This is a genomic window from Pontibacter amylolyticus (assembly GCF_014638845.1).
Lineage (GTDB): Bacteria > Bacteroidota > Bacteroidia > Cytophagales > Hymenobacteraceae > Pontibacter > Pontibacter amylolyticus.
This window is the reverse complement of the sequence record NZ_BMFP01000001.1, coordinates 310,553-333,326: the sequence shown is the minus strand read 5'-3', so window position 1 is coordinate 333,326 and position 22,774 is coordinate 310,553. Positions and strand designations below refer to the sequence as shown.

16 protein-coding genes and 1 pseudogene are annotated in these 22,774 nt (G+C 52.2%); 7 read left to right on the top strand and 10 right to left on the bottom strand.

Annotated elements, in window-relative coordinates:
* The first annotated feature begins 342 nt into the window (after positions 1-342).
* Positions 343-1,239 carry an aldo/keto reductase gene (locus tag IEV97_RS01430; RefSeq protein ID WP_188499722.1) on the top strand — a complete coding sequence of 299 codons (897 nt, stop codon included), beginning with the start codon at positions 343-345 and terminating at the stop codon, positions 1,237-1,239.
* 6 nt (positions 1,240-1,245) lie between these two features.
* Here IEV97_RS01430 and IEV97_RS01425 read toward each other — a convergent pair whose 3' ends face one another.
* From IEV97_RS01425 to IEV97_RS01405, 5 genes are all read right to left on the bottom strand, one after another.
* Complete coding sequence (locus IEV97_RS01425; protein ID WP_188499721.1) at positions 1,246-1,965, bottom strand: hypothetical protein; 720 nt, start codon at positions 1,963-1,965, stop codon at positions 1,246-1,248.
* A gap of 4 nt (positions 1,966-1,969) precedes the next feature.
* Positions 1,970-3,799 (bottom strand): hypothetical protein, encoded by a 1,830-nt coding sequence (locus tag IEV97_RS01420; protein ID WP_188499720.1) that lies wholly within the window; start codon positions 3,797-3,799, stop codon positions 1,970-1,972.
* 149 nt (positions 3,800-3,948) lie between these two features.
* A complete protein-coding gene (locus IEV97_RS01415; RefSeq protein WP_188499719.1) occupies positions 3,949-5,013 on the bottom strand; it encodes a WG repeat-containing protein in 1,065 nt (354 codons plus the stop codon).
* Between the two features lie 330 nt (positions 5,014-5,343).
* Positions 5,344-5,673 carry a hypothetical protein gene (locus IEV97_RS01410; RefSeq protein ID WP_229733737.1) on the bottom strand — a complete coding sequence of 110 codons (330 nt, stop codon included), beginning with the start codon at positions 5,671-5,673 and terminating at the stop codon, positions 5,344-5,346.
* 29 nt (positions 5,674-5,702) lie between these two features.
* Positions 5,703-6,668: an HNH endonuclease gene (locus tag IEV97_RS01405; RefSeq protein WP_188499718.1), complete on the bottom strand. Its 966-nt coding sequence runs from the start codon at positions 6,666-6,668 to the stop codon at positions 5,703-5,705.
* 180 nt (positions 6,669-6,848) lie between these two features.
* Between IEV97_RS01405 and IEV97_RS01400 the strand changes: the two genes are divergently transcribed.
* Complete coding sequence (locus IEV97_RS01400) at positions 6,849-7,682, top strand: hypothetical protein (RefSeq protein ID WP_188499717.1); 834 nt, start codon at positions 6,849-6,851, stop codon at positions 7,680-7,682.
* A gap of 78 nt (positions 7,683-7,760) precedes the next feature.
* On the opposite strand, the gene IEV97_RS01395 is transcribed toward IEV97_RS01400, so the two are convergent.
* The gene (locus IEV97_RS01395) at positions 7,761-8,195 is read right to left on the bottom strand and encodes a VOC family protein (protein ID WP_188499716.1); all 435 of its coding nucleotides are present in this window, start codon (positions 8,193-8,195) and stop codon (positions 7,761-7,763) included.
* Between the two features lie 24 nt (positions 8,196-8,219).
* Positions 8,220-9,107, bottom strand: a pseudogene (locus IEV97_RS20290) (SRPBCC family protein).
* Positions 9,108-9,585: 478 nt separating this feature from the next.
* On the opposite strand from IEV97_RS20290, the gene IEV97_RS01385 reads away from it, so the two are divergent.
* Entirely contained in the window at positions 9,586-10,497 is a 912-nt protein-coding gene (locus tag IEV97_RS01385) for an alpha/beta fold hydrolase (RefSeq protein WP_188499715.1), read from the top strand.
* Positions 10,498-10,623: 126 nt separating this feature from the next.
* Positions 10,624-13,218, top strand: a complete 2,595-nt coding sequence (locus IEV97_RS01380; protein WP_188499714.1) for a phosphoenolpyruvate carboxylase — start codon at positions 10,624-10,626, stop codon at positions 13,216-13,218.
* Positions 13,219-13,322: 104 nt separating this feature from the next.
* Here the strand turns inward: IEV97_RS01380 and IEV97_RS01375 are convergent, their stop codons facing one another.
* Positions 13,323-13,877 (bottom strand): 3'-5' exonuclease, encoded by a 555-nt coding sequence (locus IEV97_RS01375; RefSeq protein ID WP_188499713.1) that lies wholly within the window; start codon positions 13,875-13,877, stop codon positions 13,323-13,325.
* An 812-nt stretch (positions 13,878-14,689) separates the two neighbouring features.
* On the opposite strand from IEV97_RS01375, the gene IEV97_RS01370 reads away from it, so the two are divergent.
* Positions 14,690-17,008, top strand: coding sequence for a GH92 family glycosyl hydrolase (locus tag IEV97_RS01370; protein WP_188499712.1), 2,319 nt, complete (start codon positions 14,690-14,692; stop codon positions 17,006-17,008).
* A gap of 758 nt (positions 17,009-17,766) precedes the next feature.
* On the opposite strand, the gene IEV97_RS01365 is transcribed toward IEV97_RS01370, so the two are convergent.
* Together IEV97_RS01365 and IEV97_RS01360 are read right to left on the bottom strand one after the other, a co-directional pair.
* On the bottom strand, positions 17,767-19,191 hold the full coding sequence (locus tag IEV97_RS01365; protein WP_188499711.1) for a sugar MFS transporter: 1,425 nt from the start codon (positions 19,189-19,191) through the stop codon (positions 17,767-17,769).
* Positions 19,192-19,291: 100 nt separating this feature from the next.
* Positions 19,292-20,005 carry a DUF8091 domain-containing protein gene (locus IEV97_RS01360; RefSeq protein ID WP_188499710.1) on the bottom strand — a complete coding sequence of 238 codons (714 nt, stop codon included), beginning with the start codon at positions 20,003-20,005 and terminating at the stop codon, positions 19,292-19,294.
* Positions 20,006-20,257: 252 nt separating this feature from the next.
* Here IEV97_RS01360 and IEV97_RS01355 point away from each other — a divergent pair, with 252 nt between their 5' ends.
* Complete coding sequence (locus tag IEV97_RS01355) at positions 20,258-21,511, top strand: glycosyltransferase family 1 protein (RefSeq protein WP_188499709.1); 1,254 nt, start codon at positions 20,258-20,260, stop codon at positions 21,509-21,511.
* A gap of 36 nt (positions 21,512-21,547) precedes the next feature.
* On the top strand, positions 21,548-22,750 hold the full coding sequence (gene glf, locus IEV97_RS01350) for a UDP-galactopyranose mutase (RefSeq protein ID WP_229733736.1): 1,203 nt from the start codon (positions 21,548-21,550) through the stop codon (positions 22,748-22,750).
* Positions 22,751-22,774 lie beyond the last annotated feature (24 nt).

Sequence of the window (22,774 nt, the reverse complement as noted above, 5' to 3'; positions counted from 1 at the left end):
CCTTGGAATGGCAATTACAGATTCCCCGCCTTAGACAAGGAGGGGTTAGGGGTGGTTGGATACGGTATAGCAATAGGACTGCTGAAACTATAAGGCTATACCCGTGAGAAAGCAGCAGCAGAAAATCCCCTCTGGGGGTAGGGGCCCTCTTAAATCCTGTAAATTCTGATTCAGACAACTAATACCTGTGCACGATTCGGACAGGTCGCGACCTGTCCCTACCGTTTTACTTTTCCTCCCGTTCTGCGACAGGGGCGCTCTTCAAAAGAAGAGAGCCAGTACATTCCCAACCTTCTCCCCCAAACCACGCTATAGAAACAAACAACGCAAAACTTAACCACCATGACCTACAATCAGTTGGGAAAATCAGACCTCCGGATAAGTGAAATCGCCTTTGGGTGTATGTCGCTGGGGAGCGACCAGGCGGCGAATGCGAGGCTCCTGCACCATGCGCTGGAGCAGGGGATTAACTTCTTCGACACAGCCGATCTGTACGACAAAGGCGCAAACGAGGAAACGGTCGGGAAGGCGTTTGCAGGCAGGCGGGAGCAGGTGATCCTCGCGACGAAAGTCGGCAACCAGTGGCGGGAGGATGGCAGCGGCTGGGACTGGAATCCTACCAAAAGGTACATCCTGCAGGCCGTGGAAGAGAGCCTCCGGCGGCTGCAAACCGACTACATCGACCTGTACCAATTGCACGGCGGCACCATCGACGATCCGATCGACGACACCATCGAGGCCTTTGAACTGCTGAAAGAACAGGGCAAGATCCGGCACTACGGCATCTCGTCTATCCGGCCCAATGTGATACGGGAGTATGTCAGTCGTTCAGGTATAGCGAGCGTGATGCTGCAGTACAGTCTGCTCGACCGCAGGCCGGAGGAGTCGGTGCTGGACCTGCTGCAGGAGCAGGGGATGGGCGTATTGGCCCGTGGAAGCCTGGCGCAGGGTCTGCTGGCCGGCAAGCCTGCCAAACCCTACCTCGGCTTTACCTTAGAGGAGGTGCAACAGGCGGTCAACGCCGTACGAAAAGTAGCGGGCTCAAACCGCATGGCAGCTGAGGTGGCGGTGCGCTATACCTTGCACCACCCGGCAGTGAGTGCGGCCGTGCTAGGCATACGCACCGAAGAGCAGCTGGAGGAGGCGCTACTGGCCAGTAAAAGTGCAGATTTAACACCTGAAGAAATCAAAGCACTGCAGCAGATAGTACAGGCGAACAGGTATGAGCAGCACCGCTGAGAGGGCCTATCGGACGATGGGGATAGAGACGGCCAGGTTGACGCGCAGGCCGTTCCAGCCAGGATGTATCGTTTTGTTGTTGCTGTTGATGACAAGTTGCTGTTTTGGCTCACCCGGTACATGGAAGGGATAGTTCGTATCCACAAAGTAACCCAAAGAGAGGGTCGTTGGAAAATGCATTAAAGGATACTGCAGTCCCACGAATGGCTTGAAGCCCAAACCATACGAGCTAAACTTATCGTCACTGCTTTCGGTTTGGCTGTTTATTTTGGTATAGGCCTCCAGCTTCATGTTCGTCATCAGCATATGCAATTCTGCCCCTGCCACATAGCGTAACTTACTTTCTTTGATGGCTTGGTGGTGATAGAACAAACCTCCGAAGGCATTGTAATTGAGCGGAGTGTCCAGCAAAAACTCACCGGAGTAGTCTGCATAAGCCACCCGACCACCGGTAGACCCGTGCTCGATGAAAAATCCGATGCGGGATTGATCCCCTATTTCAGACACCACATTGAGGCCAAACTGAAAATAAGAGCCATAGGTATCCGTAGCCTTTGCATTCAGGCCGGTGTTGGCGATCATAACGCGCTGCAACTCCTTCATCGATTGCATCCGGAAAGTGCCAAAACCTAACCGCGGCTCCAGGTATACCTTCGACTGCGCTATGGTTGTGTTGGCAGTCAGCAGCAGACATACTGCCAGCAGGAAAGTTTTCGGGTATGACATAGCCTTACAGTTTTAGATAGCGGTTGCCGGAATAGAGCGTGTTGTTGTAAAGGAACACAAGGGTGCCATCCGCTATATCAAGTTTGTTGACCAGTTGGCCCGTACTGCTGTTGTAAATAAAGAGCTGGTTATAACTGCTGCCATAGAGATGGCCAGTCACCGGATCCGTGTCAATCGGGTATAGCTCCCTTTCTGTCTGAAACGTTGACTGCAGCGTGCCATCTGTAGTGGAATAAAAGGAGATAGTGGATCCTTTGGTAGTATAGAACAGCGGACTGACAGTATGAAACTTCAGGCTATTGGCCTCCTGTTTTGTCAAAGACAACTGTTTCCAGGAGCCATTGGACTGCTCTACATACACTTGGTCCGATGCGTTGATGGTTCTCCCATCCGGGCTGATCATGGAATAGCTATAATGCAGGTCGGCCTCCACAGCGGTGATGACCTTTTTCTGATCCATATCAATCACATAGGCATAATCCTTCGTGTCTTCGTAATAGTCCGCGCTCCGGGCCCGCAGAATCAGCCGGTTAGTGTTGCTCACCCCATCCAGCATACTGAAGTGGTAGAACTCATACGGCAGTAAATCGTTCAGCTCATAGGTAGCCAGCGTCTGCAGTGTGAGAGGGTCCAGCCTGTGTATGGCATAGTTGATGATGCTGTAAAGGATCTTGCCATCCTGGGAGATCACGTCCTGCTTCTCGCTGCCTATCTGGTCGTACATGACATTCCGCTCCTGCAAGACATGGCGGGTGGCCGCGTCCACTACCTTGATATAGCCTCGGTCAGCAAAGTAAAGCTTTCCGGAAGTGGTCTTCCCGAACAGCCTGTCTACGTCCTGTGGCCCCCAGGGAGCGCCTATACCTTCCAGTATGGCAAAGTCCCTCACCGACCTTGAGCCGGGGCTGGGGTATGACCTGGAGTACGTGGCCAGGGTGGCATGCAGCTCTTCCCCAAATATATTGGCAGGTATGGTAACAACGGTGTCCTTTGGATTGGTAAGGGTGATAACCCTGTTGGAATTCAGGGTCAGTTCGTAGCTCCCAAAATTTGTGGTGAAGGGGGTGGAACTGAACGTGATGGTAAGCTCCTTTTCGGGGCTGATGGTACTCCCCAGCACATGCGGTTTGGGGTAAAAGTAAGGGATCGAATTGCTGGCCAGGTCATAATAGTACCCGTTTACCCGCGTCACCACCCGGTAGGAAATCTGCTCTCCAAGGTAGTCTTCGTCGAACCAGGTCGTCTGGTTCGGGTCGGTAATCGTGGCCGTCAGGATCCCGTAAACCAGGCCTGGGTAGATCCGGTGGATCTCGTATTTCTGGAAGCCGGTTCCCCTGTACTTTTTCCATTCCAGCTTCAGGCTGCCACCCTCTGCTTTTACACTGGTGAGCGTAACAGGCTTTGGCGGCGTGTTATCAATGTACACCACCCAGGTTCTGTATACCTGCACGCCCTCAACCCCCGACTTGTCTGCCAGGCTACCGGTACCCGAGTTGCCTAGCACATTCAATTGGAGCGTATAATAGCCGTCGGCATATTCGCTGGTCTGGAGCAGGCGCCCCCCTGTGGCAGACGAAGTAACGCCCAGCGAATTTTTCCCCAGCAAAAGCTCGACAGAATAGATGGTGCGCCCCGGAAGGGAAACGTTGAAATTAAGATTGACCGATCCCCGCAGCATCAGGGTGTCCTGCGACGGAAAATTGTCTAGTTCGATATCGCCTATCACTTCGACCTGAGGGCTTACCTCCTCAAAGTGGCTTCCGGATGGAGTGTAGTCGCAGGCAAGAAAAAGGCACGGGACGATCCCGAGCAGCAGGCGTAAAAGTTGCTTCATAGGCGAAGGGCGGATATTAACACAAGGTATAGGAGAGAGCAAATATACAGATTGCCTGGTATTTACACTATATCCGAAGCATAAATTGGAAGGTATACCTGGTTGTTATTGACGCTATTTCCAGGTATACCTTCCAGACCTGCATCGGCCTATTTGCAGTTCTTCTTCGTTATTTTTCCTTCTTTGGTCAGGTATACGGTCTGGCCATCCTTCTTCAGTTCAATGCAATTGTCAGAAGCGTAGAACATAACGGGTTTATCGAAAACAGCGCCTGTTATGTCTTTTCCAGACTTATCTACATAACCAAACTTATAAACATCTCCGGAAGGGGGATCCTGGCGGTAGTAGTAGAATTGCTTGCTGATGTCGTCTGTAATGTAATCGTACCAGGCCGTAAACTGTTTGCCATCGGCCTGAAACAGCGCCTCCTTCTTAGCAGTGTTTCTGACATTGAAGATCTTGTTGTCGCTGCCCGAACGTATCTTCTCGTACGCAAAAGGGATAACGGTATTTCCCTGCTCGTCCATCACACCCGCTTTGCCTTTCAGCACCAGGATGACCAGGCCGTTTCTGTAATAAGTGTACTCGTCGTCGTAGATAAGCGGCACGAGCACCTTGTGTGTTTTTTTGTCGATGAACCCGCATTTCCCGTTCAGGCAAACCCGGTACCGGTCTCCCTGGCTGTTCACACTGTCGTAAATGGGTTTGAGCAGGTAGGAGCCGCTTTCACCATCTATCAGGGCTTCTTTGCTGTTCACCGTGATCATGATCTCAGCACCATGGTAGCCCCGTAGTACGGCCCCTGCCGGCAGGATGCTGCTGCCAGTTTCCGTGATGATATCCGTTTTGCGTTTTCCCTCCACCTGGTACTCGACATAGAATACATCGGTGCGCTGAAAGAATACCTCCAGTTTGCTGTACCGGATCGGCAGAAGGAGCTTCTGCTCCGTATCCATGAGCCCGAATTTTCCGTCCAGTTCCACTCTGATGTGAGGCTCATATCCTTTGTATGCCACGGAGGTATACCTGGCGGGCACAACAACCTTCCCTTCGTAATCAGCGAGGCCAAATTTCCCTTTCTCTTCGATAAGCTTGTAGTATACTTCCAGCTGTATCTGCTGAGGCGGCATTACATCCAGTTCTTCAATTACCTGTGCGAAAGCAGTTGCGAGTGGTAGGGCAAGAAAAAGGATTAGTAGTAAAAGTTGCTTCATAAGCGGTGTGGTTTGAAGATGGGTGTATGGTATAAATATTAAAGATATGCTATATAATTAAGTCATACAATTTTAAGTATAGCATCGGGCATTCCGGAAAGCAAAAAAGCAGCAAACGTTTCCGTCTGCTGCTTTTCAAAATAGTGTGGGTATACCTGCCGGATGCGACAGGGCTTATACGTTAGTCGTAGCTTTTCTTTTTCTTTTCGAGTTTAGCAGCCTGCTTTTCCTTTGGAGTTTTAGCCGGCTTTTTCTTTACATCCTTTTTTGCGTCTTGTGACTTTGCCATAGGTATAGATTTAAGGTATAGAATAAAGGTACGTAATTTTTTTATTCGAAATGCACCTCCAGCTCATCTTCCGCCAGTCCGAAGGCAATGCCCCGCATCAGGATCTGGGCGTTGGGGTGGGCGGGATCCTGCAGGTCCTGCTCTATCTCGCTGATGCTCATGCCCAGCGTATCGCCCCCGAAAATGCGGATACGCAGCGAACGTGTGCTTTCCATTACCTCTTCATCCTCGTTTTCCTCGTCGGCATCCGCCTGCAGCTGCAGTTCCATTTCCTGCAAACGCCCGATCAGGGTGTCGCGGTCTATTTCCTGGTCCAGGAACTGGCCGAACAACTGGCGGGCCATGGGGGAGTAGTGGGGTTGGTGGGGCATGGGGGTAAAGGTATTATAATTTAGTAAATTTAATTTTTAAACACATGCTTACGATGCCAAGATAAGTTTGATAAACTTGGAAAATGCTTTTCACCAAAAGGCAACGTTAGTGGCTTGCCTCTGAGATGCAAAAGGGCATAGTTATTTGATAAGTCCTCTGCAATGGTATCTGATACCAGCACTTTCAACTTCTCATCTACTGAGATAAGCCCGCGGTCAAAGGCACGGTGAAGGTTAGGACAGAGGGCTAAACCATTGTTAATCTTGTCGTCTTTACTGAGGCTGAAAGGAACAATATGACAGGCATCAATCATAGAAAATCCGTGATTGGAAACTAAGCGCATACCTGAAATACAGCAGGTATGGTTGTAAACTTGCGGGACAAGTTTTTTGAACATCCCGCCTCGTATAAAAGCTTCTTCTTCGTCATTTTCGTTCAATGCCAAGGTATAGCTGGCAGGACTCTCGTTTAGCAGATAGCTTTGCAGGTTTTGAATGTACCCACCTTGTTTAGTATTGAGATACTCGGCTTTTGTATCGGGGAAATAGTGGTCTAGTATAGCAGTCTTCAAAATATTGCGAGACGCTGTGTCCAGAAGTAAGGTATAGAGGTCATCAGCAAAATAACCGAATTCTACTACTTCACTAAGAGTATGGATACTTCTAATGTGTACCTGAAGAATTCCACCCATTTTTGTTCTAACACTCCAAAATCCTTCGGTTGCCAGGTGATAAAATGGCAAAGAGAAATCAGACGTATGCGATGTTCTCACCAGTAGTGCAAACGTTTCCTTAAACCTCGCTACCAGTTCAGGTGAAATGTATACCCTGTTCTCTGATAGTTCGGCCTTTTCAAACAGCTCAATAAATGTAAGCAGCAGCACAGGCTTGTGTGGTGCCCTTCCATATTTAGTCACGCCTTGGCGCAGCTTGATAAACCTCTTCAGATAGGCACTAAGTGCCGGAGGAGTGGCAGTGGAGCTCGTCTGTTTCATCTCGACAATATAGCAATTTACTGATAGACTTAGATTTAATACAAGGTCTTAAGTTCTATGAGCTATATAAAACTCTGCTTTCCACCACCTTTATCTCACCCTTCGCCCAGAATATTAGCCCTTCCTAATTTTTGGCATATATCTTGATAAAGGTATTTTGAATATACCACAAATAAAACTATGAAAAGTTATAGCGTAAAACCCCGTTTAATCGTGCTGTTGGCCGGATTTGGAATCTCCTTGCTCACGCTTACTTCCTGCGAAGAAGATGTGATCATGCCTGCTGTACCAACTAAACCTTCTACAGGTACACCAACCACAACGCCGCCTACTACCACACCGCCCACTAACCCAACCCAGACACCGGTGACGACCAATAGCCTGCTCAAGCAGTTTGGCACACGCGTTTTCCGTTACGATGCGCAAAACCGGCTGGTGGAGCTGAGCTATACCGATCAGCTTACGCATGGCTATACCGTGATCTGGGAAGGTGATAAGCCCGTGCGTCTCAACTTTAAGGGAGGCGAGCACTACCTGCTCTATACCTACGAAGGTGATAGGGTGATAGAAGCTGTTACTTACTCGCGCGATCATCAGCCGATCTACCGCTATACCTATGCCTACAACGGCGACAGGCTAGTACGCGAAGCCAACATCAGCTATGCTACTATGGCGGAAGGCAGACTCCATGTGATTGACTACAAGTATGACGCGAAGGGTAACCTGACGGAACTGGTACAGGCATGGTCTACGAGCAGCAAGGCCGAGGACCTGAGTGCACCGATAACGATTACCTGGGGAGGCTACGACAACAGCCCGAACCCGCTGCCTTACATCCAGAGCACTATGTATTTGCCTGGCGTGAAGTTGTTTCAGAACAACCCGGGCTTCCGTGATACCGAAGTCTATACCTACAGCTACCACGAGTCCGGTATGCCAAAGCAGCGCTACTCTAAACTGCAGACTCACCCACAGGTGCCAGCCATAAGCGAAAGCTATACCTACGAGAAATAGCAAAAATGTAATAGTAAAAGAGCCGCCTTTCAGAAGTGAAAGAGCGGCTCATTTTGCTTTTATGATTTCTGTTCGAAATTATTTCTGATCGCAGTTGAACATCCAGTGTACGCCGAATTTGTCTTCGCAACTGCCGTAGTAGTCGCCCCAGAACATATCCTGCAGTTCCTGCTCTACTTTGCCGCCTTCCGAAAGCGCCTTGAACAAACGTTCCGTTTCTTCGCGGGAGTCGGGGTGCAGGGAGATGTACACATTGTTGCCCTTCGTCAGCCGGAAGCCCATCGATTCAGGCGCATCCGTTCCCATGAGCAGGTGCCCGCCCAGAATCGGCAGACCGATGTTCATGATCAAGTTTTTGTCTGCTTCAGGTATAGGGGGCATGTCCTCGGAAGGAGGGATGTCGCCAAAACGGGAAATGCTCCCGATAAACTCGGTCCCGAAAACGGATTTGTAGAAAAGGAAAGCTTCCTCGGTCTGGTTCGTGAAGTTGAGGTAGGTGCTTACTGCTGCCATCGTTTTATTTTGTGGGTTAAAGGTTTAGGATTCGGTTTCACATAGGGCCTTTATCTTCTGCAGCGCCTTGGGCCAGGTTTCTGAAAAGTGGGCTTCATACTCCTGGTTGGTGTCCACATCCACGGCCAGTACCGTTTCGCCCTGCTTTTCGGTAAAGGTATAGTTCTCCAGCGCACCCGCCCATTCGGCTACTTCCGGTCCGCTCGTGATTTCGGTATCGCCCTGCACCAGGCCCAGGTGCTCGATGCTGATAAACTGGTTCGGAATATTCTCCTTTATCCGGCTTACCATGCCACCGGCAACGCCCTTATCGTCCAGACCCAGGAACAGTATTTTAGCGCCTTTTTCCCAGGAGCCCTTGTAATGCGAGGTTGGGTGAAACACGGCGGTCCATGCCTTGTACTGCTTCGGGTCGAGCATAGTGCGGTATACCTTTTCGGCGGGCGCCTGAATGCTGATCTCGTAGTGAAGCGTGCGGGGCTTGGCAGCAGCTTCCACATATTTTTTGAAATTATCCAGAATGGCCTGCCAGCCCGCCTGTTGCATCTCCACCGAATGGCTTGGGTCCGCGTCAAATGTTTCCGTAACGCGGGTTTCATTGCCGGCTTGCTCAAATTTGATCTCTACTTTTCGGCCGTCCTCCAGGGCATAGGCGATGTGCTCGTGCTCCTGCACATCAGTGTAAGTGCCGTTGAAGTCAAAGCCCATGCTGCCGTCTTTGGCCTACATTCTGGAGAGGAATGTGCCACCCACCCGAAGGTCATTTTCTGCCCGTGGGGTATGCCAGTCATCGGAGGCATTGTTCCATCTGGTAATGTGCTGCGGCTCGGTCCAGCATCGCCAGACTTTAGCTACCGGAGCCTCTACGTTTGCGCTGATGGTGACGGTCGTGGTTTTTGAAGTGCTTTCCATAGTATTTAGCTTATTTTGAAAAGATTAACTTGTGATCAGGATTGACAAAGTACAGCATGAATGTACATAAAAAATCAAATGGAGTAAAGGTTTAAGCACTTGAATTCATATTGCTGCTGCGTCTGATCCTAATAGCCCCAGGCTGCTTGTCTGCCTTGCTCTAACTAGTACAAAGATAAACTGACAGGGCTGGAAAAAGGGGGTGAAAATTGACAAATGAAGGGCGATTTGCGACAAAGTAAAGCTGCTCTGGCTGATTGCCCGGTCAGGGGCCTGCAGAAGTTAAGAACCGCTTCTCCTATACCTGCCAGTGATCTGCAGGGGGAAGAAAACCTCTTAATGAAGTGCAGTATACTGTTGCAGGAGTGGTTACAGGTATGGAGCCTTTCAAAGCGCCGCCTACGTATACAAGAATGTGCGGGGCTATACGGAAGTGGCTTCTGCAGGCCCGGCAGAAGCTATACAACAATCAAGCGCGATGGAAGCAATAGAGGGTTACATCAGCACACGGCAGACACTCTTTGAACAGGAGGGAATACAGCCTGAGTCAAAAAAGGTTTTTGTAGATGGCTTGGGTAAGACGATCCATTACCTGGAACTGGGAGACGGAGAGCCGCTGCTGCTGCTACACGGCGGTGGCAGCCATGCCGGGGAGTGGATAAATATCCTGCGGCCTCTCTCAGCGCGTTTTCACCTGTTGGTGGTCGACAGGCCCGGCTGCGGCTTGTCTGATTATATGGATTACCGGGGCCTTGATTTCAGGTCGGAGGCTGTCGACTTTGTAGGTGCGTTCATGCATGCTGTGGGCCTGGAGAAAGCTGCACTGCTGGGCCAGTCCATGGGTGGCTACTTCAGTATCTGTTTCGCCATGCAGTATCCCGAACGGGTAAATAAGCTCCTACTCATGGGGGCGCCTGCCGGCATGAACCACCGTATTCCGCTCCTGCTGAGACTACTGGGTACCCGGGGGTTGAACACGCTCCTGATAAATACGGTCGGCAGACCTTCCATTCCGAATGTCATGAAGCTGCACAAGGAGCTTTTCGTGGCCGATGTGGCCCATCTCTCGGAATCCTACCTCCGGCATTCCTATTACAGCCAGTTGTTGCCAGGCGCCATGAAGTCATTCACCACGCTGCTGGAAAACGTGCTCACACTGCGTGGCTGGAAAGACATATACTACCTGGGCGATCAGCTGGGCGGGCTTGCTGTGCCGGTCAGGTTCATTTGGGGCGATCAGGACGCTTTTGAACTTCCTGCTACCGGAAGGCAGAAAGCAGCGGCTATCCAAAACTGCGAATTTGTGGTGGTGGAGGGGGCAGGGCACTGCCCCTGGTTGGATCAGCCTGCGAAGTGCGTTGACTCTGTTTTCACGATGTCTCCCGTATAAGAGCGGCAACGCAGCTCAGCCATGCAGTTTTAACTGGCCTTGTTTTGCAGCCGGATAATGACGCTTTGAAATAGGTTTAGGATTATTTCTTATCTTAAGCGACAGACACACCTTCTCCCTGAAACTATGACCACGCACAGTACCCTCCGTGCCGATACCAACCTCGAAGCCTTCTCCACCCTGGTTGGCACGCGCTATGAAATGTATAACAGTCTGTTTTCGTCGCTGCCCTTCCACCGGGTGGAGAAAACGGGCGTGCTGCTCTCGCTGCTGGTACTGCACTGTGAGGACGGCTACGAGCGCCAGCAGAGTCCTCAGGAGATCATCCAAAGCTTCTTTGCGCAGTACACAAACTACCGCACCGAGCAGGAGCAGCACGACCTGCTCTTCCGTTTTGTGCAGTATGCGGAGCGGCAGGTGGTGCTGTTCGATGCCCTGGAAGAGGCCGCCTTCCGTGATACCCACGACATGCACGGCGCAGGCACCATGAATCAACTGAGCATCGCGGTGCTGCACGAGCAGGCGCAGGAGCAGCTGGCCCGCAAGATGCAGGAGTTTGCGGTGCGCCTGGTCCTCACGGCCCACCCTACGCAGTTCTACCCGAGCAATGTGCTGGGTATCATCAACGACCTGTCGCAGGCACTCGCGACTGACAATACCTCGCAGGCGCACTCATACCTGCGGCAGCTGGGCAAAACGCCCTTTTTCAAGAAAGAGAAACCCACACCCTACGAAGAGGCTATAAGCCTGATCTGGTTTCTGGAGAATGTTTTTTACCGCGCTTCCGGTGACATTATTTCTTACCTGGACGCTCAGTTTCCGGGTGTGATCCGGCCGGGCTTTAAACTGATCCGGATGGGCTTCTGGCCGGGAGGGGACCGCGATGGCAATCCGTTTGTGAAAGCAGACACCACGCTGCAGGTGGCCGATGCGCTGCGGTTCGCGGCTATCAGGGCTTACTATGCAGACATACGCCGACTCAGGCGCCGCCTGACTTTCAGGGGCGTGGAAGATCTGCTCAAGGAGCTAGAAGCCAAGCTCTACAATCACCTGTTTGTGCCCGGCTATACCCTGGATCTGAAACAGGAGGATATCCTCACTTCACTGCGGGAGATAGGCAGGCTATTGCTGGAAGAGCACAACAGTTTGTTTTTAAAACAGGTGGAGGCGCTGATCACCAAAGTGGAGCTCTTCGGCCTGTTCTTCGCCACACTCGACATCCGCCAGGATTCCTCTGTGCACAGCCACCTGTTTGAGGAGCTTTCGCAACGCACCGACCTGCTGCCAAAAGACTATGCGCAGCTTCCGGATGGGGAGAAAATTGCTGCCCTGACAGGTATAGCAGACAGTCTGCAAGACCTCGATCTGTTTGCAGATGATGAGCTGCTGCAGGACACGCTGCAAACTGTAAACGCTATCCGGACCATACAGGAGCGCAACGGGGAGGAGGGATGCCACCGCTATATTATCAGCCACTGCACCAGCGCCCTCAATGTGCTGGAGGTCTATGCCTTGTTCCGCCTGCATGGCTGGCAAGCCGATGCCCTCACCGTAGACATCGTGCCGCTCTTCGAAACGATTACGGACCTGCGGCAGGCGGCGGCCGTTATGCGCCAGCTCTATGAAAATGAGGTATACCGGGAGCACCTGCAGCGGCGCAGCAACACGCAGACCATCATGCTCGGCTTTTCCGACGGCACCAAAGACGGCGGCTACCTGATGGCCAACTGGAGCATCTACAAAGCCAAGGAGGCTCTCACGCAGGTGAGCCGCGCGTATGGCGTGGAGGTGATCTTCTTCGACGGCCGGGGAGGGCCTCCGGCCCGGGGCGGTGGCAAAACGCAGCAGTTTTACGCCTCCATGGGCAACAACATCGCCAACAAAGAGATTCAGCTCACCATTCAGGGCCAGACGGTAAGTTCCAACTTTGGCTCCGTGGATGCGGCCCGCTTCAACCTGGAGCAACTCCTGCACGCCGGCATCAGCAACAGTCTGTTCAACCGCAAAAAGCCCACCCTCAGCCAGGAGGATGACCAGCTGCTGCAGGAGCTCGCAGAAGTGAGCTACGACGCTTATGTCGAGCTGAAGAACCATCCGGTTTTCCTGGAGTACCTCACCTATGTGAGTCCGCTGCGCTACTACGGTGAGGCCAACATCGGCAGTCGCCCCTCGAAGCGCAAATCCGGCAAGCTCAACCTGGATGATCTGCGCGCCGTGCCCTACGTGGGTGCCTGGAGTCAGCTGAAACAGAACCTGCCGGGTTACTACGGTGTGGGCAGGGCGCTGGAGGCATTACATGCGAAAGGGGACTGGCCCAAACTGCAGCAACTCTACAAACACTCGCTGTTCTTCAAAACCCTGCTCGACAACTCCGAGATGGCGATGAAGAAGTGCTTTTTTCCGGTGACGGCCTACCTGGCGGAGCATCCCACTTACGGCCCGCTCTGGCAGCAGATATACGAGGAGTTTGAGCGGACGAAAAAATACGTGCTCCTGCTGGCGGGGGCCGACACGCTGATGGCCGACAAACCCATGGATGAGCTCTCGATCCGGCTACGGCAACGCATCGAGTTACCGCTCATCACGATTCAGCAGTACGCCCTGGCTCGCATCCGGAATCTGGAAGAACAGGGGGCAACGCCGCAAGAAAAACAGGTATACGAGAAGTTGGTGATGCGCTGCTCATTTGGTATCATCAACGCCGAGCGGAATTCGGCCTGATTATACCTGGATGGACGCCCACTGCTGGCCGCCACGAAAAGAGTGGAGTACGGGTCTTTTCCCTTTTAGGGGAATACTGCCGCCGGGTGACTTCACATTAGCGATCAGACACGGCTGATCTTGCTCCCCATGCGCGCATTAAACTCTTCTTCCGAGCTAGTGCCCGTCAGGTCAAGGGCCTTCAGCGAGAGGCGGGCGCAGGCATCGGCGTCGGAGGCGGCACGGTGATGCAGAAAATCAATGCGGTGCATGTTGCAGAGCGTTTTGAGATCGTACTTGTGCATCCCTTTCCAGATGTTCTTCGAAAATTTCAGGCTGCAGGTATAGCGCGCCTCCGGCAGCGGGATGCCGTATGTCGTCAGCGTTTTGCGCAGCACACTCATGTCGAAACTGGCGTTGTGAGCGATGAGGAGCTGGTTTTCGAGGTAGGGTTTTAGCTGCGGCCAGAGCTCTGCAAAATCAGGCTGATCTTTTACGTCAGCGGGCCGGATACCGTGCACGGCAATGTTAAAGGAATTGAAGTTCGGGTAATACAAAGGCTTGATCAGCCAGGACAGCGTCTCGACGATGCGCCTGTCGCGCACCACGGTTATACCTATCTCACAGGGGCTGTCACGTTGTGGTGTGGCCGTTTCGAAATCAAGCGCAATAAAATCCATCAGGCGGCTAAGTTTAAAAGCAGGGTATTGAAAAGCAAAGGTGCAATTTAGTCAATTTGCCTGTATGATGGTTGAGGCCCTTCACTTCCTTTGTCATCTCGACGATAGGAGAGATCTGGATTATTTAAATGTCTGCACAATGCTTCAGATTTCTCCTATTGTCGAAATGACATAGTAATTCTATCAGTTGATGGAATCTGTAAAGCAACCGCTTACTGCTCACACGCTCTTCGGGACATCCATGTCCCGAAGAAAGCTGTTGGGGATGTCCACATCCCCGTGTGCCTGTTGTGTTTTCAGGTATAGGGGACATGGATGTCCCCATCAGAAATAGTTCCGGACTCGGAAGTCCGAAAGAGCTTCGTGATGGATTCCGAAACTATCCCCTTGAGGACAAGTGAGAACGTGAGTTCGCAACATGCGACTATGGGACAATAGGGATTTAAAACCTATAGCAAAGGGCAATTGCTAACCGGTAACACCCCTCCAACTCTCTTTAGGGGATAATAATTATATTCTCAAAGACTATCCCCTTGAGGGGATTATAGGGGTGTCATTTTCGAAGTCAAACTACCAGTGATCGACTAATCTGCAATTTTTACGCAGCTGTAAACACCCCTCTTGCTCCCCTCAAGGGGAGAATTTGGTTCCTATACCTGATCCACACCTATTAAATCAGTGACAGCCTTATACTTAACAACATACAAGAAACACTTTCCTTAGCCAAGCATAGGAGGGGACTAAATTTTAAAAATAACCCTTAACTTTAAACACGTCATTCTAACCTGATTGCCAAACAGACAGTCCACTATATGAGAAGTATAGCCCTTTCCGTTCTCCTGTTTATACCTTGCCTGACTTTCGCCCAGAAGAAGTCCGCAACGCCTGACTTGGTGAAGTATGTCAACCCCATGATCGGAACCGCCAAGATGGGCCATACCTATCCGGGAGCCACGGTGCCTTTCGGCATGGTACAGTTGAGTCCGGATACCGATACCATACCTTACGAGGTGAACGGCAAGTATAACAAGGACGTGTACAAGTACTGCGCCGGCTACCAGTATGACGACAAAACGATCGTTGGTTTCAGTCATACGCACTTCAGCGGCACCGGCCACTCCGACCTGGGCGATTTCCTGATCGCACCGACCACCGGCAAGCTGCAGTTGAATCCGGGCACGGCCGACAGACCGGAGAGCGGCTACCGTTCTACTTTCTCGCATAAAAACGAGGTGGCAGAACCAGCCTACTACAAGGTAAAGCTCGACGACAACAACATCATGGCCGAACTCACGGCCAGTAACCGCGTGGGCATGCACCAATATACCTTCCCGAAGTCAGACGAAGCGCACATCATCCTGGACCTGATGTCGGGCATCTACAACTACGACGGCAAAACCACCTGGACCTTCGTGCGCGTGGAGAACGACACGCTGATCACCGGCTACCGCCAGACCAACGGCTGGGCCCGCACCCGCACCGTATATTTTGCCATGGCCTTCAACAAGCCTTTCCACCAGTATGGCAATAAAGATTACTCCGAGGCGCAGGTATACAAAGGCTTCTGGCGCAAGTTCGACCAGACCAAAAACTTCCCTGAGTTCGCCGGCAAAAAGATCCGCGCCTATTTCGATTTCAAGACCGAGGAAGGAGAGAAGATCAAGATTAAGTTTGCCCTGTCGCCGGTGAGTACCGAAGGCGCTTTGTCCAACATGAAAGCCGAGATTCCGCACTGGGACTTTGAGCAGGTGAAGCGCGAGGGACAGGCCGCCTGGAACAAAGAGCTTAGCAAAGTAGTCGTGGACGCCGGCAAAGACGATCTCGAGAACTTCTACACCGCCATGTACCATGCTTTCCTGGGTCCAACTACTTATATGGACGTGGACGGCAGGTATAGAGGGCTGGACATGAACGTGCACCAGGCCGATGGCTTCACCAACTACACCAGCTTCTCACTTTGGGATACCTACCGGGCACTACACCCACTGTTCAACATCCTGCAGCCCGCCCGTAACAACGACATGATCAAGTCCATGCTGGCGCACTACGACCAGAGCGTACACAAAATGCTGCCCGTTTGGTCGCACTACGCCAACGAGAACTGGTGCATGATTGGCTACCACTCTGTGCCGGTGATTGCGGATGCGGTGATGAAAGGGAACGGAAACTTTGACGCGAACCGTGCTCTGGATGCTTGCGTGCAGACCGCCCGCACCCGCTACTACGATGGATTGGAGTACTACATGGACATGGGCTACGTGCCGGAAGACAAGAACGGCTCTTCGGTATCGAAAACGTTGGAGTATGCCTACGACGACTGGTGTATTGCGCAGATGGCGAAGAAGCTGAATCGGCAGGACATTTACGAAGAGTTCAGCAAGCGTGCCCAGAACTACAAAAATGTGTATGATGCCAAATCCGGCTTTATGCGCCCGAAACTGAGCGACGGCACCTGGAAGAAAGAGTTCGATCCACTCGACACGCACGGGCAGGGCTTCATCGAGGGCAACTCCTGGAACTACAGTCTGTACGTGCCCCATGATCCGGCCCAGATGATCGCGATGATGGGAGGGAAGATCCGCTTCGCCCAGCACCTGGACTCGCTCTTCACCATGGACCTGCCGGATAAGTACTTCGAGAATACCGAAGACATTACCAGAGAGGGCATCATCGGAAACTATGTGCACGGCAACGAGCCCTCGCACCACGTGCCTTTCCTCTACAACTGGACCGATCAGCCCTGGAAAACGCAGGAGCGCACCCGCATGGTACTTAAGGCCATGTACAAACCCACCGTGGACGGCTTGGGCGGCAACGACGACTTCGGCCAGATGAGTGCCTGGTATATTTTCAGCGCCCTGGGCTTTTACCCGGTAGCCCCCGGCTCCGACCAGTATGCCATTACCAGTCCGGCTGTCAAGTCAGCCACGATTAACCTGGAGAACGGCAAGACCTTCACCATCGACGTGAAAAGCCAGAGCGATAAGAATGTGTATGTGCAGAAGATGGAGTTGAATGGAAAACCAGTTAACCGCACCTACCTGACGCATGACGAGATCATGAAGGGTGGGAGGATTACATTTTACATGGGAAGTAAGCCGAATAAAAAGCTCTTTGCTGCAGCTCCCTGATCAGGTATAGCTAACTGTATTGCTTTGTAGCTACGGCTGTTGCAGGTATAGCAATCTGCATTGCTTTGTAGCTTGCCCTGGCCGGGCGGGCCCTACTTTTTTTCTTGATAAAAAAAGTAGGCAAAAAAATCAAGACGATTTTAAACTCGCTGACCGCTCAAACACAAAATCGTCAAAAGTGCACTTGGTTGAAGTGATTTGCTTTGTAGCCGACGTGCAAGTTAGTATTGCTTTACCTGCCAGTGATATGTGCTAAAACGCTTATACCTGCAAAGTGGCAGCAATAGACTCCCCTCCTTAGACAAGGAGGGGCAGGGGTGGTTGGACCCGGTCTAGTAAAAGAACTACTGTAACTACGCAGCTATACCTGATAATTAAGCAGCTGCTGAAGATTCCCCTTTGGGGGTAGGGGCCCTCTTTGAAGAGAGGGGCAGGGGTGTATCATAGCAACTGCCTGACCACCCTTCAACCAAGATCCTTTCAGGATGACAGGTGGGAAAGGCTAAGTCCCCCTTTGAAGGGGGTAGGGGGATGACAATCGTGCACGAGAATCCTGTGAATCCATAAATCCTGAAAATCCTTGGGGTAGGGGCCCTATATAAAGATTCAGACAAACTAATCCACCACCAGACACTCGCGGGTCTGGAAGACACCGCGAGGTTTTTGCGTCTCAATCCGTCAAATGAATCCTGATTCAGCCAAAAAAAGACCGCAGGGTAATCCCACGGTCTCTTTTTATTTGAAATTCAGAGTCTCTGCTATACCTGAGCCTCCTTCACTTTATACCCCACAAAGCCATAATACACAATGTAGGCGTAGCAGATCATCGGGATGATGAAGGAAAGCTGCAGGTCGCCGGTTAAGTCGGCGAACAAGCCTTGTAGCGGCGGTACGATGGCACCACCCACAATAGCCATGACCAGAAGGGAAGAGCCCTGGCTGGTATGTCGGCCGAGCCCTTTGATGGCCAGGTCAAAGATGGTCGGGAACATGATGGAGTTGAACAGACCAATGGCGATGATCGCCCACATGGCCAGCGAACCTTCGGCCACCACGCCAATCAGCAGCAAGCCAATCACGGCCATGGCAAACAAGCCCACGGTGCGGTTAGGGATAAAGCGGGCCAACATCAGCACCAGTACGTTTACTGCAATCAATCCCAGGATGATCATCGCCTGGTTGAGGTCATACAGCGCGTATACCGTCACGAAAGTAACCAAAGCGATCAGGGCCATAACTGCAAACTTACCCGCGCGCTTCAAAGTGCTCAGCGCCACAGCCCCGAAAAAGCGTCCGATCATGGCACCACCCCAATAGAAGGCCAGGTAGTGTTTCGCCTCCGATTCAGTCAGACCGGTGATCTGCGGAAGTTTGATGTAATTGATCAGGGCACTGCCAATGCTCACCTCACCACCCACATACATAAAAATACAGATGATACCCAGCACCAGGTGCGGATGCTTCATCGCGCCGGCGCCAGTCTCAATTTTACCGCTGCCTTCCAGCCTTGGAAGTCTTGCCACCTTAATTAACAAAGCCAGTAGCAATAGCAGCGCGGCAAGTCCCAGGTAAGGGAGCTTAACCGAGTCCGCCGTGTCTATCTGAGCAGATGCCACCTGGTCGAAGATGAGGTAACCGCCAATAATAGGGGCGATGGTGGTGCCGAAGGAGTTCAGCGCCTGCGACAGGTTCATGCGGCTGGACGAGGTTTCGGGCGGTCCGAGGATCGCCACGTAGGGGTTGGCCGTGATCTGCAGCACCGTAATGCCGGATGCCAGCACAAACAAAGCCATCAGGAAAAGGCCGTAGCTGTGAAACTCGGCTGCCGGGTAAAAGAGGGTACAGCCCAGGGCCGCCACGATCAGACCGATGATAATCCCGTTCTTATACCCGATCTTCTGAATAGGGTCTCCTTTGACGATGGAAGTGATAAAGTAGAGGAATGACACAATGAAATAGGCCCCAAAAAAAGCTGTCTGGATGAGCATGGCCTGCCAGAGCTGCAGCGTAAACACTTCCTGCAGTTTCGGGATCAGGATGTCGTTCATACAGGTGATGAAGCCCCACATAAAGAAGAGGAGCGTAACGACGATCAGCGGAGAGGTATAGTTTCTATAGTCCCGCGTTGATTCGGTAGACTGTGAAGCAGCTTCGTTGGTCTTAATAGGCGTGATGGATGGCATCAGGGTACAGTTTAGGGTTTAGGTACTACTTGCGTATAAGGTATGACAATATAATGTTTTTCCGGATTTATCGGACGGCTTCGGGTTTGTTTTTTACGCACTACCACTCGTAGAGCAGCTCGTTCCCTCTTTTTCCGACTACCACGATCGCATCCATTTTACGCAGGCAGTACGTGATCTGGCGGCAGCGGTGCATGGGCAGCCCGGTGGCTTTTGCCAGGCACTTGTTCGAAAAGGGCTGGGCCAGGGAAGGAGGGAGAAACTCCAGGAAATCGGTGTTCCTGCTAAACACCCTCGACGAAACCACAGACACCAGTCGCCTGTCCTTCAGACTTTCGCGTTTGCGGCGCTTACTGCCTTTGCCGTCTTTGCAGCGCACTTCCTCTTCCTGTATCAGCGGAAACTCAATGGAGAAGTTCGCATGGTTCATCAATTCCGGCAGTCGAACGAGCTCTTCGAACAGGTCGGTAAGCGCTCCCTTTGTAGTTGACTTTCGCCTCGACAAAATGGAACCTCCAGCCTTGTCTACCTGCACAATCCATTTTTCGAGTGTGATCGGGTGCAGCACGTGTACGCGATGCTCTTGTACGAGGGTTTGCAGTTTTGGTCGGATGGCGGTGAAATTGCGGGTCTGTATCTCGACCAACTGCTCGCCGCGCACCAGGTCAATCACAAATCCGCCGACAGGTACTTCAAAGCTATCGCCGGGCTGGGCGTACCACTGCTTCAGGGCAGCATGCAGCGACCGCTCGTTGCGCATCCCAATGCCGTTCCCCCTAATGCCTTCTTTGTCTGCCACTTGTGAATCAGCCATACCTGCTACTTGCTTTTTCTAATCTGCAAAATAGGCATTCTGCTATAAAATCAGCCTATCGGATACCTGTATATTCGGGAGTGGCAGAAAGTAGGTATAAAGTATGTAATTAATAAGTGTATAAACCGGTGGAAATACGTGTAATTTCTTAAGTTGATTTATCACAATTTACGTAGAAGTAAAACTTGTCTCATCAGGTTGGCAATTCGTGTTGCTAACTTTTAGCCTGGCCTTAAGTCTCTTAAAAACGCTATGTTTAAAACAAACTCTGAATCAATTACGCCGGTATCAACCGGCGATGACAATGCAAGTGCGGTTTCTGACAGAGAAACCGTAGCACATAAAAAAACTGCTGGAGGGACAGCACTAGCTAACGGTTTTCAAAGCATGCCGGATGTGGTCTGTTTCTCGCACCTGCGCTGGGATTTTGTGTACCAACGGCCACAGCACCTGCTCTCACGCTTTGCTAAACAGGTGCGTGTTTTCTTCGTGGAAGAGCCCCTGTTCACTGACTCCCAGGAGCCCTGCCTTCAAGTGGCGGAGCGCGAAGGGAATGTACAACTCGTCGTGCCGCACATGCCCCATGGCTTCTCCGTGGAAGCAGTGGAAACAGCCCAACGCCACCTACTGAGCCAGCTGTTTGCTGAACAGCGACTAACCCACTACCTTTTCTGGTACTACACACCGATGGCCCTGCGCTTTACGGCGCACTTTACGCCCGTACTCACCGTGTATGATTGCATGGATGAATTGTCGGCTTTCAGATTTGCGCCGGCCCAGCTTAAAGAACAGGAGCGCGCGCTCTTCCAGAAAGCAGACCTTGTTTTTACGGGAGGGCAAAGCCTGTACGAGGCCAAGAAAAAGCAGCATCCGCAGGTGCATGCCTTTCCAAGCAGCATCGACAAGGCGCACTTTGTACAGGCGCGCACCCGCTTGCCAGAGCCCGCCGACCAGGCCGGTATACCGGGCCCCCGCATCGGTTTCTTTGGGGTGATTGACGAACGCATGGACCTCGGACTACTGGAAGCCCTGGCAACGGCCAGACCGGAATGGCACCTGATTATGATCGGGCCGGTAGTGAAGATCGATCCGGCCACACTGCCCCGACACGCCAACATCCACTACCTGGGAGGGAAGTCCTACAAGGAACTGCCTGCCTACCTGAGTGGCTGGGATGTCGCGCTCCTTCCATTTGCCATCAATGAGTCCACCGAATTTATCAGCCCGACCAAAACACCCGAGTACCTGGCAGCCGGCAAGCCTGTCGTGTCAACCCCTATCCGCGATGTGGTCCGTCCTTATGGGGAGGCCGGTCTGGTGCACATCGCCGCCATCCCCGAGGCCTTTATCAAAGCTGTGGACCACGCCCTGACGCAGCAGGAGGATGAAGAGTGGCTGGCTGCGGTGGATGGTTTCATGACTGACCTTTCCTGGGACAATACATGGGGTAGCATGACCAATCTTATCGTGGGTGCTCTGGAATTGAAAAAACAGCAACAAGCCTGATCAGGAGTAATCGCTTACCTTATAATTCATTACCATATGTTCGACTACCTGATCGTGGGAGCGGGATTCGCTGGCAGCGTCCTCGCCGAGCGCCTGGCCTCGCAGCTGCATAAAAGAGTGCTCATCATTGACAAGCGTCCCCATATTGCCGGCAATGCCTTCGACCACTACAACGAAGACGGCATACTGGTGCACAAGTACGGGCCGCACATTTTCCACACCAACTCAAAGGAGGTGTTCGACTACCTGTCCCTGTTCACGGCCTGGCGCCCCTACGAGCACCGGGTGCTCGCCAGCGTGGACGGACAACTGGTGCCCATGCCCATCAACCTCGACACGATCAACAAACTGTACGGCCTCAGCCTGACCTCCTTTGAGGTGGATGATTTCTTTAAATCCGTGGCGGAGGAGGTAACGCCGGTGCGCACCTCCGAGGATGTGGTGGTGAGCAAGGTGGGACGCGAGCTTTACGAAAAGTTCTTCCGCAACTATACCCGTAAGCAATGGGGCATGGACCCCTCGGAGCTGGACAAGTCCGTGACTTCCCGCGTGCCGGTGCGAATCAACCGCGATGACCGTTACTTTACCGACACCTTCCAGGCCATGCCGCTGCACGGCTATACCAGCATGTTCGAAAAGCTGCTGGCGCACCCCAACATCAAGATCATGCTCAACACGGACTATCACGAAATACTCGACATGATTCCATTCAAAGAGATGATCTATACAGGGCCGGTGGATGAGTACTTTGATTTCAGGTTTGGAAAACTGCCTTACCGCTCGCTCGAGTTTAAGCACGAAACGCTGAATGTACCGGTGCACCTGCCTGCTGCGGTGGTCAACTACCCCAACGAGCATGCCTATACCCGCATCACGGAGTTCAAGTACCTGACGGGGCAGCAGCATCCCAAGACCAGTGTGGTGTATGAGTACCCGCAGGCCGAGGGAGACCCTTATTACCCGGTGCCGCGCCCTGAGAATGCGGCCATATACAACCAGTACAAAAAGCTGGCGGAAGCCACACCGGGCGTTCACTTTGTCGGCAGGCTGGCTACTTACAAGTACTACAACATGGACCAGGTGGTGGCGCAGGCACTCACGCTGTACAAAAAGCTATCGTGCCAGGAAGAGGTGCTGCCCTTATTGGATAGCGCTTTGGTCGGGCACAACGGGCATAGCGTAAAACTTGACGAGGCAGCGTTTCATGCCGGCATCAAAGGCAACGGCAAAACCGCCTGATAAAGATGAACATCCATTTTTGCC

Coding starts and splice junctions, on each gene's coding strand:
- IEV97_RS01420 (WP_188499720.1), bottom strand. CDS start 3,799: ATGAAGCAACTTTTACGCCTGCTGCTCGGGATCGTCCCGTGCCTTTTT.
- IEV97_RS01355 (WP_188499709.1), top strand. CDS start 20,258: ATGTTTAAAACAAACTCTGAATCAATTACGCCGGTATCAACCGGCGAT.
- IEV97_RS01415 (WP_188499719.1), bottom strand. CDS start 5,013: ATGAAGCAACTTTTACTACTAATCCTTTTTCTTGCCCTACCACTCGCA.
- IEV97_RS01400 (WP_188499717.1), top strand. CDS start 6,849: ATGAAAAGTTATAGCGTAAAACCCCGTTTAATCGTGCTGTTGGCCGGA.
- IEV97_RS01380 (WP_188499714.1), top strand. CDS start 10,624: ATGACCACGCACAGTACCCTCCGTGCCGATACCAACCTCGAAGCCTTC.
- IEV97_RS01405 (WP_188499718.1), bottom strand. CDS start 6,668: ATGAAACAGACGAGCTCCACTGCCACTCCTCCGGCACTTAGTGCCTAT.
- glf (WP_229733736.1), top strand. CDS start 21,548: ATGTTCGACTACCTGATCGTGGGAGCGGGATTCGCTGGCAGCGTCCTC.
- IEV97_RS01430 (WP_188499722.1), top strand. CDS start 343: ATGACCTACAATCAGTTGGGAAAATCAGACCTCCGGATAAGTGAAATC.
- IEV97_RS01385 (WP_188499715.1), top strand. CDS start 9,586: ATGGAAGCAATAGAGGGTTACATCAGCACACGGCAGACACTCTTTGAA.
- IEV97_RS01375 (WP_188499713.1), bottom strand. CDS start 13,877: ATGGATTTTATTGCGCTTGATTTCGAAACGGCCACACCACAACGTGAC.
- IEV97_RS01370 (WP_188499712.1), top strand. CDS start 14,690: ATGAGAAGTATAGCCCTTTCCGTTCTCCTGTTTATACCTTGCCTGACT.
- IEV97_RS01360 (WP_188499710.1), bottom strand. CDS start 20,005: ATGGCTGATTCACAAGTGGCAGACAAAGAAGGCATTAGGGGGAACGGC.
- IEV97_RS01395 (WP_188499716.1), bottom strand. CDS start 8,195: ATGGCAGCAGTAAGCACCTACCTCAACTTCACGAACCAGACCGAGGAA.
- IEV97_RS01425 (WP_188499721.1), bottom strand. CDS start 1,965: ATGTCATACCCGAAAACTTTCCTGCTGGCAGTATGTCTGCTGCTGACT.
- IEV97_RS01410 (WP_229733737.1), bottom strand. CDS start 5,673: ATGCCCCACCAACCCCACTACTCCCCCATGGCCCGCCAGTTGTTCGGC.
- IEV97_RS01365 (WP_188499711.1), bottom strand. CDS start 19,191: ATGCCATCCATCACGCCTATTAAGACCAACGAAGCTGCTTCACAGTCT.